The sequence below is a fragment of the Alcaligenes sp. AB3 genome (assembly GCF_031844565.1).
GTDB lineage: Bacteria > Pseudomonadota > Gammaproteobacteria > Burkholderiales > Burkholderiaceae_B > Alcaligenes > Alcaligenes faecalis.
This window is the reverse complement of the sequence record NZ_JAUZVM010000002.1, coordinates 386,837-400,399: the sequence shown is the minus strand read 5'-3', so window position 1 is coordinate 400,399 and position 13,563 is coordinate 386,837. Positions and strand designations below refer to the sequence as shown.

The 13,563-nt window shown below is 58.5% G+C and carries 11 protein-coding genes; 3 read left to right on the top strand and 8 right to left on the bottom strand.

Annotated features, from left to right (window positions below):
- Nucleotides 1–42: 42 nt before the first annotated feature.
- Entirely contained in the window at nucleotides 43–885 is an 843-nt protein-coding gene (locus Q9R35_RS06940; RefSeq protein WP_311219582.1) for an NAD-dependent epimerase/dehydratase family protein, read from the top strand.
- Between the two features lie 70 nt (nucleotides 886–955).
- On the opposite strand, the gene Q9R35_RS06935 is transcribed toward Q9R35_RS06940, so the two are convergent.
- The 3 genes from Q9R35_RS06935 to tkt form a co-directional block, all read right to left on the bottom strand.
- The gene (locus tag Q9R35_RS06935) at nucleotides 956–2,146 is read right to left on the bottom strand and encodes a phosphoglycerate kinase (protein ID WP_022983435.1); all 1,191 of its coding nucleotides are present in this window, start codon (nucleotides 2,144–2,146) and stop codon (nucleotides 956–958) included.
- Between the two features lie 62 nt (nucleotides 2,147–2,208).
- Complete coding sequence (gene gap / locus Q9R35_RS06930) at nucleotides 2,209–3,222, bottom strand: type I glyceraldehyde-3-phosphate dehydrogenase (RefSeq protein WP_009455139.1); 1,014 nt, start codon at nucleotides 3,220–3,222, stop codon at nucleotides 2,209–2,211.
- Between the two features lie 12 nt (nucleotides 3,223–3,234).
- Nucleotides 3,235–5,280, bottom strand: coding sequence for a transketolase (gene tkt, locus Q9R35_RS06925; protein ID WP_045930924.1), 2,046 nt, complete (start codon nucleotides 5,278–5,280; stop codon nucleotides 3,235–3,237).
- A 194-nt stretch (nucleotides 5,281–5,474) separates the two neighbouring features.
- Here tkt and Q9R35_RS06920 point away from each other — a divergent pair, with 194 nt between their 5' ends.
- On the top strand, nucleotides 5,475–6,203 hold the full coding sequence (locus Q9R35_RS06920) for a 16S rRNA (uracil(1498)-N(3))-methyltransferase (RefSeq protein WP_063688604.1): 729 nt from the start codon (nucleotides 5,475–5,477) through the stop codon (nucleotides 6,201–6,203).
- A gap of 3 nt (nucleotides 6,204–6,206) precedes the next feature.
- Here the strand turns inward: Q9R35_RS06920 and Q9R35_RS06915 are convergent, their stop codons facing one another.
- From Q9R35_RS06915 to Q9R35_RS06900, 4 genes are all read right to left on the bottom strand, one after another.
- Nucleotides 6,207–6,674: a barstar family protein gene (locus Q9R35_RS06915; protein WP_045930922.1), complete on the bottom strand. Its 468-nt coding sequence runs from the start codon at nucleotides 6,672–6,674 to the stop codon at nucleotides 6,207–6,209.
- Nucleotides 6,674–7,870, bottom strand: a complete 1,197-nt coding sequence (locus Q9R35_RS06910) for a patatin-like phospholipase family protein (RefSeq protein WP_311219581.1) — start codon at nucleotides 7,868–7,870, stop codon at nucleotides 6,674–6,676. The genes Q9R35_RS06915 and Q9R35_RS06910 overlap by 1 nt, the downstream gene beginning before the upstream one ends.
- 8 nt (nucleotides 7,871–7,878) lie before the next feature.
- Nucleotides 7,879–10,173, bottom strand: a complete 2,295-nt coding sequence (locus Q9R35_RS06905) for an NADP-dependent malic enzyme (RefSeq protein WP_042483593.1) — start codon at nucleotides 10,171–10,173, stop codon at nucleotides 7,879–7,881.
- A 216-nt stretch (nucleotides 10,174–10,389) separates the two neighbouring features.
- Entirely contained in the window at nucleotides 10,390–11,289 is a 900-nt protein-coding gene (locus Q9R35_RS06900; protein ID WP_222653789.1) for a hypothetical protein, read from the bottom strand.
- 142 nt (nucleotides 11,290–11,431) lie between these two features.
- On the opposite strand from Q9R35_RS06900, the gene Q9R35_RS06895 reads away from it, so the two are divergent.
- Nucleotides 11,432–12,592 (top strand): pyridoxal phosphate-dependent aminotransferase, encoded by a 1,161-nt coding sequence (locus tag Q9R35_RS06895; protein WP_042483289.1) that lies wholly within the window; start codon nucleotides 11,432–11,434, stop codon nucleotides 12,590–12,592.
- Between the two features lie 94 nt (nucleotides 12,593–12,686).
- Here the strand turns inward: Q9R35_RS06895 and Q9R35_RS06890 are convergent, their stop codons facing one another.
- Nucleotides 12,687–13,526, bottom strand: a complete 840-nt coding sequence (locus tag Q9R35_RS06890; protein WP_042483286.1) for a lytic transglycosylase domain-containing protein — start codon at nucleotides 13,524–13,526, stop codon at nucleotides 12,687–12,689.
- Nucleotides 13,527–13,563 lie beyond the last annotated feature (37 nt).

The following is a 13,563-nucleotide window of genomic DNA, read 5'->3' as shown; positions in this document are numbered from 1 at the left end:
TCGAGCCCTGCTCGAGATCATTCTACTCAAGGACTTGCTGCTTTGGACTCTCGACAACGTACTTTGCTCTTAGCGGGCGCTGGCGATCTGGGCACCCGCACCGGGAAGCTGGCCCGCCAACACGAATGGCCGGTGATCGGCCTGCGCCGCCGCATCCCCCTGGACGATCACAGCGGAATTGAATGGGTGGAAGCCGATTTGAGCGAGCCCACCTCCCTGCGCCTGAAACACCGCAAAATCACCCACGTAATTTACGCTGTCTCTCCCGACCAGCGTAGCCAGGCTGCTTATGAGCGGGTATTTCTGCACGGTCTGGAAAACCTGCTCAACGAGCTGGACCTGAAAGCCCTGAAACGCTTTGTCTTTGTATCGTCCAGCGCCGTCTACGGGCCGAGTACTGAATGGGTGGACGAAAACTCGCCCACAGAGCCTACGCAATTCAATGGCCGAGTACTGCTGGAGGCCGAGCAACTGCTGCACCACCGCATCCCGGCTCAAGCCGTCGTCATCCGCCCAAGCGGTCTGTACGGGCCAGGACGCACCCAATTGCTGGATCGCCTGCGTGAAGGCCGTGCCACCGTGCCGGACGACCCGGAGCACTGGGCCAACCGCCTGCATATTGAAGACGCCGCGCGCGCCTGCTGGCACCTGCTGCGCACTCCCGCGCCCTTCCCTTGCTACATAGGTACGGATAGCCGCCCTTATCGGATTACCGAACTGTATGACGGACTGGCGGATCTACTGGAAGTGGCCCACCCAGAACGACGCCAATCCAATGAAGGTGGCAAACGCCTGAGCAACCAGCGACTGCTGGACAGCGGCTTTCAGCTGGACTGGCCCGATTCGATGCAAGGGTATGCTCAGTTGATTAAAGATGGGGCGTAAGCTTTCATAGCAAACAAAAAAGCCAGCCAACGTTCGTTGACTGGCTTTTTCTTACGAAGCAAAGACTGGCTTAGGCCTTGTCTTCCAACGCAGCCACGGCTGGCAAACGCTTGCCTTCCAGGAATTCCAGGAATGCACCGCCGCCGGTGGAGATGTAGTCCACATCTTCGCCGATATTGAACTGGGCAATCGCTGCCAGGGTGTCGCCACCGCCAGCGATCGAGAAGGCCTTGGAACCTGCAATTGCGCGCGACAGGGTTTCGGTGCCTTGTGCGAAAGCCGGGAACTCGAACACGCCCAGAGGGCCGTTCCAGACCACTGTGCCCGCTTTGGCAATGATGTCAGCGATCTGCTGAGCCGTTTGCGGGCCCACGTCCAGAATCATGTCGTCGTCCTGGACCTGATCAGCAGCCTTGATTTCAGCCGCTGCATCGGCAGCAAAGGACTTGGCGCACACCACATCCACAGGGATAGGTACTTCTGCACCGCGCTCTTTCATGATGCGGATCACTTCGCGGGCTTCTTCCAGCTGGCTTTCTTCCACCAGGGATTTGCCCACGGACAGGCCGCTGGCCATCATGAAGGTATTGGCGATGCCGCCGCCGACCACCAGTTGGTCAACCTTTTCAGCCAAAGCGCGCAGGATGGACAGTTTGGTGGACACCTTGGCACCACCTACAATCGCAACCAAAGGACGGGCGGGCTGATTCAAAGCGCGGCCCAAGGCTTTCAACTCGGCTTCCAGCAAGGGACCGGCGCAAGCCACGGGGGCAAAGCGGGCGATACCTTCGGTAGTCGCTTCAGCACGGTGAGCCGTACCAAAGGCGTCGTTTACGTAAACGTCACACAAGGCTGCCATTTTGCGAGCCAACTCGGGATCGTTCTTCTTTTCCCCCACGTTGCAGCGGCAGTTCTCCAGCAAGACCACCTGACCGGGCGACACTTGCACGCCATCCAGCCAATTGCGACGCAGCTCAACGGGCATGCCCAACAACTCGGACAAACGTTGCACCACGGGTTCCAGCGAATCCACAGGCTGGCACTCGCCTTCTTTAGGGCGACCCAGGTGAGACGTGACCATCACCGCAGCGCCGGCATCCAGCGCCATGCGAATGGCAGGTACCGAGGCACGCACGCGCGTGTCTTCGGTAATACGTCCGTCTTGCAGAGGGACATTCAGATCAGAGCGGATAAATACCCGCTTGCCTCGCAGCGCGTCCGTTTCGGCCAGCGCAGACAAGGTCTTGATGCTTGTAGACATGGTTTTTTGTTCTGGGAATTAACGTGACAGGGGCGGGAAATCCCGCCCCTGCTATTCAGATCTTACTTGGCCGACATCAGTGCGATGGTGCTGTCGAGCATACGAATGGAGAAGGCCCATTCGTTGTCGTACCAAGCAGCCACTTTGACCATATTGCCGCCGGTAACTTTGGTCAGCAGGGAATCAACCGTGCTGGAAGCGGTGGTGTGGTTAAAGTCGATGGACACCAGAGGTTCGGTGCAGTAGTCCAGAATGCCCTTCATGGCGCCTTCAGAAGCCGCCTTCAGGATGCCGTTCACTTCTTCAACGCTGGTGTTGCGGCTGGCCACGAAAGTCAGGTCAACCATGGACACGTTGATGGTAGGAACGCGCACAGCGTAACCGTCCAGCTTGCCATTGAGTTCTGGCAGCACCAGACCCACAGCAGCAGCCGCGCCGGTCTTGGTTGGGATCATGCTGCTGGTGGCCGAACGGGCACGGCGCATGTCCTTGTGACGCACGTCGGTCAGGACCTGGTCATTGGTGTAAGCGTGGATGGTGGTCATCAGACCGCTGACCACGCCCAGTTCCTTGTGCAAAGGAGCAACCAGGGGAGCCAGGCAGTTGGTGGTGCACGATGCGTTGGAAATAACGGTGTCGGTGCTCTTCAGAATGTCGTGGTTCACGCCGTACACGATGGTGGCGTCCACATCCTTGCCACCGGGGGCCGAGATGATGACTTTCTTGGCACCAGCTTGAATGTGCTCACCGGCCTTTTCCTTGGTGGTGAACGCACCGGTACACTCCAGCACCACGTCCACACCCAGTTCAGCCCAAGGCAGGGTCAGCGCATCGCGCTGGCTCAGCAGGCGGATACGGTCACCGTTGACCACCAGATGATCGCCATCCAGCGACACATCGGCGTTGAAACGGCCATGCACGGAGTCATAGCGAGTCAGGTGTTCATTGATCTCGGCACCGCCCGAGGCGTTGATGGCCACGATCTCGATATCGTGTTTTTTGCCGTACTCGTAGTGGGCACGCAAGATCATGCGGCCGATACGACCATAACCATTGATTGCGACGCGAATCGTCATGTCAGACTCCAATTACAAAATTTCTTGAACGGCCGCAGCGACCTTCTCTGCTGTCAGACCAAAATGCTTGAACAGGACGCCAGCCGGGGCGGATTCGCCGTAGGTATCGATACCCACTACAGCGCCCTCCAGGCCCACGTACTTGAACCACAGACCGGTGGTGCCGGCTTCAACCGCCACGCGCGGGATACCGGGGGTCAGAACCTGATCACGCCATTGTTTGTCCTGAGCGTCGAACAGGTTGGTACAAGGCATGGACACCACGCGGGTCGCAATCCCTTGCTGGGCCAACTGTTCCTGAGCTTGCAGAGCCAAACCGACTTCCGAGCCGGTTGCCATGATGATGGCGCGCGCATCTTGCGCGTCACGCAGCACGTAGCCACCACGACGAATGTTCTGGATGGTTTGCGCATCACGCTCGACGAAAGGCAGATTCTGGCGCGACAAGAGCAAGGCGCTAGGACCACCGTTCTGTACGTCCATGCCAATGCTGGTAGGACGCTCGACCGAGCATGCCCAAGCCACGGCGGTTTCCGTGGTGTCGCAAGGACGCCAGACGTGCAGGTTGGGGATCAGGCGCAGGCTGTTGGCGTGCTCGATGGACTGGTGTGTAGGGCCGTCTTCGCCCAGACCAATGGAGTCGTGGGTGAATACGTGCACAACACGCTGCTTCATCAGGGCAGCCATACGGATGGCATTGCGCGAGTAATCGGAGAAAGTCAGGAAGGTACCGCCAAAAGGCAGGTAACCGCCGTGCAGAGCCAGACCATTCATGATGGCGGCCATACCGAATTCACGCACACCGTAGTTGATGTGGCGGCCAAAATGCACACCGTCGGCGTGGGCGCGAACCGCTTCGGCACCCTTCCAGTCGGTGAAGTTCGAGCCAGTCAGGTCAGCCGAGCCACCCAGCATCTCTGGCAGCACATTGACCAAGGCGCTGATGGCCAATTGCGACGCTTTACGCGATGCAATGGTTTCGGCCTTCTGGGCGGTTTCTTCAATAAAGGCCTGTACTTTGGCGCTGTAGTCGGCAGGCAGTTCGCCTTTCAGACGACGCGCCAGTTCTGCGGCCAGTTCAGGATAAGCCTGGCTGTAGGCGTCAAAGCGCTTTTGCCATTCTGCTTGCTGAGCACTGCCTTTTTCGCGGCAATCCCAGCCTTGGTAGACTTCCTGAGGAATTTCAAACGGACCGTGGTTCCAGTCCAGCGCCGCACGAGTAGCGGCGATTTCATCAGCACCCAGTGGAGCGCCGTGGACTTTCTCGGAACCGGCGGCATTAGGAGCGCCTTTACCGATCACGGTACGGCAGCAAATCAGGGTAGGACCCGTGCCCTCTTTCGCGTTGCGGCGAGCCTGTTCAATCGCGCTATTGATCGAAGCGGCATCGTGGCCATCAACCGCGCGGATCACGTTCCAGCCGTAGCTTTCAAAACGGGCAGGCGTATCGTCACCAAACCAGTTCTCGACCTTGCCGTCGATGGAGATGCCGTTGTCGTCGTACATCACGACCAGCTTGGACAGTTTCCAGGTACCGGCCAGGGAGCAAGCCTCGTGCGAGATACCTTCCATCAGACAGCCGTCGCCCGCGAAAACCCAGGTCAGGTGGTCGACCACATCGTGGCCTTCGCGGTTGAACTCGCGCGCCAGCAAGGCTTCAGCCAGTGCAAAACCGACAGCATTACCCAGACCCTGGCCCAAAGGACCCGTGGTGGTTTCCACGCCAGCGGTAATACCCACTTCGGGGTGACCGGGAGTACGCGAATGCATCTGACGGAAGTTGCGCAGCTCGTCCATGGGCAGGTCGTAGCCGCTAAGGTGCAACAAAGCGTAGATCAGCATGGAACCGTGGCCGTTTGACAACACAAAACGGTCGCGATCAAACCAGGCAGGGTCGGCAGGGTTGTGTTTCAGGTGCCGGGACCAGAGAACCTGGGCGATATCGGCCATGCCCATGGGCGCACCGGGGTGGCCCGAATTAGCTTGTTGCACGGCATCCATAGACAAGGCACGGATGGCATTGGCTAGGGTTTTATCAGAGGCTGACGCAATATCCATTAGAAGCTCATTGGGGCGGCGGCGCGACAATTCCGGCAGGCGGACGGCTCACGGCCCTGATTAGTTTATAAAACGCGCTATTTTAGCATTGCTGGCGCTAAATCGCCCCCACTAGAGCTGGGGCCTTGTGCTTTCTTCCCCAAGCCCCGGTGCGGTATGCTTGTGCGGTTTTTTATGCTTGATGGTGTCTTGATATGGCAGCTCCCCGTTTCTACCACCCCTTGAACCTGACGGCCCGGACCGAGATCGTCCTGCCCGAAGCATTGGCGCATCACGCCATCCGGGTGCTGCGTTTAAAGGACGGTCAGGACATTGTTCTGTTCGACGGACTCGGTACCCAATATCCCGCCACCTTGCGCATTGAAGGCAAAAAAGGCTTTGCCAGCCTGGGCGATGCCCAAACACCTGTCCGCGAGCTGGCCGGTCGCATTACGGTACTGCAAGGCATTGCCTCCAGCGACAAGATGGACTGGATTATCGAAAAAGCCGTGGAAATGGGCGTGAGCCGCTTTATACCGATTCGCGCACAACGCAGTGTTCTGCAACTGAACGCGGAGCGGCAGGCCAAACGCATGGGCCATTGGCAAAGAGTGATTGAGTCGGCCAGCGAGCAATGCGGTCGCAACCGCCTGATGGAACTGTCAGCCCCGCTGACATTGGCCGAGTATTTTCGCGAGGCTGAAACTGGCCTGCATCTGTTCTGTGATCCCGATGCGCCCAAACAGTTGGCGCAGGCCATTGGACCGCAAGATCAGGCCATGACTATCTTGATTGGCCCCGAAGGCGGTTGGTCGCCCGAAGAGCAGAAGGTGGCACTGAGTGCCCAGGCTCAGGCGATTCGTTTCGGGCACCGCGTGCTGCGAACCGAAACCGCCGCCCTGGCGCTGACAGCGGCGATCAGCGCCTTGCAAGGCTGGGAATAAGGCTTATTCCTCGTCCTGGCTGGAGTAGGAAGCAGGAGTCTCACCCGGTTCAGGGTCAGGATGCTTGCCAGCGTGCAGAACGACACATACAAAACGGCGCTCGTTATTCGAGGCCCAGGCATGCACATCTTCACATACACCCAAAATGGCCTGGGCGTCTTTTTCCAATGCAGGATCACCACTGTGCAGATTGTCCAGCCACAGGGCCAGGCCTGCTTTCTGGTCCAGCACGGTGTCGCACAGGCAATCGTAGAGTGCATCCAGATTGCCGCCAAAAAACTCAGGGTAATCGACAGCCTTGGCGACTGCTCGCAACACAGCGGAACGATTGCGCGCACGATCGCAACTTACTTCCAGGGCGGTAAGCCCCTGGTCCTGTGCCTGCTCCAGAAAATCAGCAGCCGTCAGGCCCGTTGCGTCGAGCACGCCGCCTTGTTGCAAAACTTCTTGCAAAGTCAGGGATTGGCTCATCAGGACGCTTCCTTAAAAAACGCTAATACTTCTTCACGACGACTCATGGTATCGGTCTTTCCTAACTCGATCAGCTCTTGGGTGTAGCCGGACTCGAATAACAAATATGAAATTAATGCACCGCCTGTGGTCGGACCGGACTTTGAAGATACACCAAGTACTCGAAATAGGGTACGTGCAGCAGTTGGCATCTGATGAATATGCCGAGTGGCAATTTCATCCAGCGAGCGGCTGGGAGTGATGGCAAACGTGCTGACAGGACGCAGCGATTGGCTTTGTAATACATTTGCAGGCATATAGGCAAGCAATGTATTGATGCGTTCCATACGCTCAATATCCGTTGACACACTATCGAGGAATATGTTGGATAAAGCATAGCCACTGATCTGCGCCAAAGAGGGATAGGGCGGATCTTCGCACTCTTGCTCATGGTAGGTGTTGTCCGCGTATCCCGTGCCCACAATCAGGACCTTGTGCGCCCCCAGATGAATCGCCGGGCTGATGGGTGCCAGCTGGCGCATCGTCCCGTCCCCGCACCACTGGGTTTGCTTGCCCACTTGCAAGGACTGGGCCGGAAACATGAAGGGAATCGCGCTGGAAGCCATCAGGTGATCCACCCCGATCACCCCGGGGATGGCGCGGCGCAGATTACGCGTCCAAGGTCGGATACGCTCGTCACACTGATAAAAAGTCAGGTGCTCACCCGTGGTGTATGCCGCTGCCGTAATCGCCAGCGCGCCGACATGCTGCTGGGCCAGATTGCGCTGCAAGCGATCAAAGTCCAGACTCTTTTCCAGCAGGTCCCGCAACGGTGAGTTGTCCAGCATGGAGTGCGGCACATGGTCACGCAGACGCGGGGCCAGCCAGCCCAAGGCCAGCGTGGCCACCCAGTGCACACTGGTCGCCAGCAACTGCAAGGGGTCGGCATGAAAAATATCGTTGGTGCGCAGCGAGCCCCACAGCTGTTGTATATGGTCGACAGCCTCGTGAGGCTTGTCAGCACGGCAAGCCAATCCGGCAGCATTGATGGAGCCTGCCGAAGAGCCACAAATAATATCGAAGGGATTGCGAAACTGAGGGTTGCGATCCGGGTCCAGCAGCTCCAGCAAACCGGCCAGCACTCCAGCCTGATACGCGCCGCGCGCCCCGCCCCCATTCAGGACCAATGCCGCAGGAGCGGGAGAGCGCTGGATCATGATAGCTATCAGCCTTCAGTAGCGACGTTGGCATCCACCACCGTGACCGCCGTCATATTGACGATACGGCGTACCGAGGAAGTAGACGTCATGATGTGCACCGGTGCCCGTGCCCCCAACAGGAAGGGACCGATCGCCACGTTGCCACCGGCAGCCGTCTTGAGCAGGTTGTAGGCAATATTGCCGGCTTCCACGTTCGGGCAGACCAGCAAGTTCGCCTCGCCCGTCAGGGCCGAGGTGGGCAGGATTTGATGGCGGGCCTTTTCATCCAGCGCGCAGTCGCCGTGCATTTCCCCGTCCACTTCCAGGCTGGGGTCCAGCTTGCGCACGCGCTCCAGCGCACCGCGCATGGTGACGGCGGCAGGCGAGTCGTTGGTTCCAAAGTTGGAGCTGGACAGCAGGGCCACCTTGGGTTCGATATTGAACTGGCGCATCTTGCGAGCCGCTGCCAAGGTGATCTCGGCCACCTGATCCGAATCGGGATCATGGTTCACGTGCGTGTCCGTCAAGGCCACGGTACGTTCACTGAGCAGCAAGATATTCATGGCCGCATAAGTCTCCACGCCCGGAGCCTTGCCAATCACCTGATCCACCAGTTCCAGATGGTTCTCGTAGCGCCCCACGGTGCCGCAGATCATGCCATCGGCATCACCCAGGTGCAGCATCATGGCGCCGATCAAGGTTGGGCGACGGCGCATTTCCACACGCGCCATCTCTTTGCTGATACCGCGACGCGACATGATTTCCCAGTAGCTGGTCCAGTAACGGTGGAAACGATCATCCTGCTCGGGGTTGGTCACTTCCACATCAATACCCAAGCGCAGACGCAGGCCATAGCGTTCAATACGCTGCTGCAGAACAGCAGGACGCCCCACCAGAATCGGGCTGGCCAGACCTTCGTCCACAATAATTTGTACCGCACGCAGGACGCGCTCGTCCTCGCCTTCGCTGAACACCACGCGCGACTTGGCACCGTCTTGCACCAGGCCACGGGCCAGCGAGTAAATCGGCTTCATGAAGGAGCCGGACTTGTAGACGAACTGGCGCAGCTGATAGATGTAGCTGTTCAGATCCGCAATCGGACGGGTCGCCACGCCCTCTTCCATGGCCGCTTTGGCAACCGCAGGGGCGATACGCACAATCAGACGCGAATCAAAGGGGCGGGGAATAAAGAAGGACGGACCGAAAGAAACTTCTTCCAGGCCATAAGCGGCGGCTACGCCTTCATCCTGCTCCTCACGCGCCAGCTGACAGATGGCCAGCACAGCGGCTTTCTCCATACCGCGCGTAATCGTGGTGGCTCCCACGTCCAGCGCGCCACGGAAGATATAAGGGAAGCACAGCACATTATTGACCTGGTTCGGGTAATCCGAACGGCCGGTCGCCATGACCACATCGTCACGCACGGCGTGGGCATCTTCAGGCAGGATCTCGGGATTTGGATTGGCCAAGGCCAGAATCAGGGGCCGGGGAGCCATGTTCTTGAGCATCTCGGGCTTGAGCACGCCACCGGCGGACAAGCCCAGAAACACATCGGCCCCATCAATCACGTCACTCAAGGTACGGGCGTCGGTCTGTTTGGCAAAACGAGCCAGTTCAGGCACAGGATTACCGGGGCGACCCTCGTACAGCACGCCATCAATATCGGTAACCCAGATATTTTCCAGCGGCAGGCCCATATCAATCATCAGGTCCAGGCAAGCCAGCGCGGCAGCACCGGCCCCGGAAGTCACCACTTTGACCTGCTTGATGTCTTTTTCCACCACGCTCAGGCCATTCAGAAAGGCGGCCGTCACGCAAATCGCGGTGCCATGCTGGTCGTCGTGGAAAACAGGAATGCTCATGCGCTGGCGCAGCTTGCGCTCCACCTCGAAACACTCGGGCGCTTTGATGTCTTCCAGATTGATGCCGCCAAAGGTCGGCTCCAGACCAGCAATAATATCCACCAGCTTGTCTGGGTCGGTTTCATTGATCTCGATATCAAAGACATCCAGACCTGCAAAGCTCTTGAACAGCACGGCCTTGCCTTCCATGACCGGCTTGGAGGCCAGCGCGCCAATATTGCCCAGGCCCAGCACCGCGGTGCCGTTGGAAATTACCCCAACCAGATTGCCCCGACCGGTATAGCGAAAGGCATTTTGCGGATCATTGACGATTTCCTCGCAAGCAGCCGCAACCCCGGGCGAATACGCCAGCGCCAGATCCCGCTGGTTGGAGAGTTGCTTGGTCGGCGTGACCGATAACTTTCCGGGCCTGCCCTGCTCGTGATATTCCAGGGCTGCTTTCCGAAAATTGGCGTCCATGCTGTATACCTACCCAAAAATCCATTTAAAACGGACCGGGATCGCCAGAACGCTGCCATTGCCTGTCAGCGTGAATTCAAACAAGTACGTGGCTTGATACGCTGAATGCTGTTCTTGTCTCCGAACCCCGGTCTCCTTGCCTGGCCCTCAAGGCCAAAGCAAGGACCATTCTAGCCCTTGAGTTACAACATGGGTCAAGCACAGGCCAGGACAAACTTAGAGCGTCTGGCCCGGATAGGAGAATCGGTCCGCAGGATCAAACAGGGCTTTGATGCGGCTATCCACATCCTGAGCCTGCCAGGACTGCTCCTGATTCGGCCAGGACCAATCTTGCGGGTCCGAGCCACTTAAAACGGCATCATCCAGCACCAGCCATTCCACCCAGGCCAAATCACCGCCGTGGCCCAGCATCAGATGAGCCAGATTGATGCCCTCGCCTTCAACCGGCTCCAGCGCATCCAGACGATAGCGGCAGGGCCATTGCTCTTGTCGCAGGGCCTGGGTTTCCGATTCGCCCATCAACTGGAACAAGGCCGGAATCAACTGCTGCATGCGCAGGCTATCCAGGGGATTGCGGTTTTCCTGTCCAAAGGGGCCCAAGGCCGCTTGCGTGTTATCCGCCAGAATGACCGAGCAGTGCAACACGCCCGACAAGGCGGTGCGACCGCTAGGCCAGTCATGCTGACGCCGGTCGGCCAGCCAGGCAGCGACGGTCATGCCAGCCGGAGCATCGGCCAGACCTTGAAAACCCTTGGCTTCCATCTCGCCCAGCAGACAGCCGGGCTGCACAAACCAGCGATTGGAGTTCGGTTCCAGACGGTCACAGCGGGCCATCTGCCGGCCTGGGGCCAGCACAATCATGGGGCCATCGGCTTCACTGGCCTGCGGCACACCTTCCAGACACACCGTCACACCGTACTCGGCGGCCAGCGTCAACACCATATGCACGTCCGCACTGGAGGCAGGCTCCAGACGGGCCTGCTCGTGATGCGGCTCAGCGTTAAGTTCGGACCACTCGCCCTGGACTCGGGCTTTCAAGCGCGAACAAAATGTCTGCCACGCTGTTTGGGGAGGACGACGCCCCATCAAAAATGCACGCCGCGACGAAGAAACCATAGACTTTTCCTGCAACAAACCTAAACTTGAGTCTCACTGGCCCGCCGGTTTGCACCCCTACAGGGCACACGCACATGCCACAGCCACCTAACGCCCTTTTGAGCAAGGTCCTACAATACACTTTTTACCCGAGATTTGCCGTATGTCCCGCCTCGCCAGTCGTACCGAACACGTTCTTCCTTTTCATGCTGTTGAACTCTTCAAACAGGCCAATGCCTTAAAGGCCACTGGCCGCGACATTATCAGCCTGGGCATAGGCGAGCCGGACTTTACCGCCCCTCAAGCCGTGGTCGATGCACTGCATCAGGCCAGCAATCAAGGCTTAAGCCAATACACCGCCCCTGCCGGTCTGACAGCTTTGCGTGAACGCATCGCCCTGTATTACGAGCAGCAGTTCCAGGCCCGTGTCGACCCCTCGCGTATTGTGGTCACGGCGGGTGCCTCCGGTGCCCTGTCTTTGGCTACGCTGGCCCTGATCAATCCCGGCGACGAAGTGCTGATGCCCGATCCGTCCTACCCGGCCAACCAGAACTTCATCATGGCTGCCGGTGGAACAGCCCGCCTGATCCCCGCCTCGGCAGAGGAACGCTTTCAGCTAAGCGCCCAGCACATTCGCGAGCACTGGGGTCCCAAGACCCGCGGCGTTCTGATTGCTTCGCCCAACAATCCCACTGGCGCGACAATTTCCCGCCCTGCTCTGCAAGAACTGATCAAGGAAGTGCGCGCCCGCGATGGCTTCATCATCATGGACGAGATTTATCTGGGTCTGTTTTACGAAGAAGCACCACTGAGCGCCTTGACCCTGGATCAGGACATTATTGTTATCAATAGCTTTTCCAAGTACTTCCACATGACAGGCTGGCGTCTGGGCTGGCTGATTCTGCCCACCTGGATGAGCGAGGCGTGCGAGCGCATGGCCGCCAGTCTGGCGATCTGCGCGCCCTCTTTGGCGCAACATGCCGCTCTGGCCTGCTTCGAGCCTGAAACCATGGCGATTTATGAAGAGCGCCGCCTGGCTTTCAAGCAGCGTCGTGATTATCTGCTGCCCGAGCTGGAGCGTCTGGGCTTGCGCGTACCGGTACGCCCGGATGGCGCTTTCTATATTTATACGGATATTCGCGAATACAGCCAGGACAGCGATGCCTTCTCGCAGCAACTTCTGCACGAGGCGGGTGTGGCGGCTGTGCCGGGCCGGGACTTTGGTACGGCCCATGCACCCTATACCTTGCGCCTGTCCTACGCGACCGGCATGGATCGCCTGCAAGAAGCGATCAGCCGTCTGGGGCAATTTCTGGGCCGCTAAGCCCCGCATCTTTTCAGTCTGCCGGGCCTTGCTGCCCACTTCCATTAACGTATTTCGGGCCGCAAGGCCCGATTTCTTTTGCTATTCAGACTACTTAGCGTGCCCGGATCGGGATACCCGAGGCCAAGGCAATACGGCGACGTTCAGCCAGCACCTTCGCGCCATAGCCGCCATCGCTAGGCCCAGTCGCCCCGACATAACAGGCCAAGCCACCTTCAATCGAACCACGGCGACGGATACAGTCGGACAGAATCTGCCCGCCCACGCGGATATTCGCCTCCGGACTCAACACCGCCAGCGTGCCTTCCATATAGATATCGAACTTCTCTTTATGGACTTTGGTCATCACCTGCATCAGGCCTTGCGCACCCACATGGCTTTCTGCATAGGGGTTGTAGCGTGATTCAATGGCGATCACCGCCAGAATCAGCTGCGGATCCAGGTTCTTTTCCTTGCCCACAATAAAAGCGGTGTGGATCAAGGCCCCCGCCACCGAATAGGCAATCTTGTACTTGCGCGCCAAATAGCTGCGCAAGGCCTGCTGCTGAGCCGCCGTGACGCCCGCAATGGGTTGCCCGGTTACCGAAGCACGCAGATTCTTCATGAAACCCTGGTACGTGGAAACCGCTTGCTGCTGTTCCGTCTGACTCAAGTCCTCGCCATCTTCCGACAGGGCTGGCTGGGTTTTATCCGCAGGCCAGACCGCCTGGCTGTACGCATCGTATTTCACCGCCTCGGGGCGCAGGGTTTGCACGAGACCGGTATAAAGCTGGTTAAACTGAGCGCGCATCGATGGCACAACCACACAGGCTGCGATCGTTACCAGTACGGCGATGCCCAGGTACATGGCACATACGTGCACAAACTCACCGATGCGATACGTCAGGGTGCGGGCCGAGCGACTAAGTACATAGTCCATATCTTGGAAGCCCATGGGATCATCCTTAGTATTGCTAACTGCCCGATGTTAA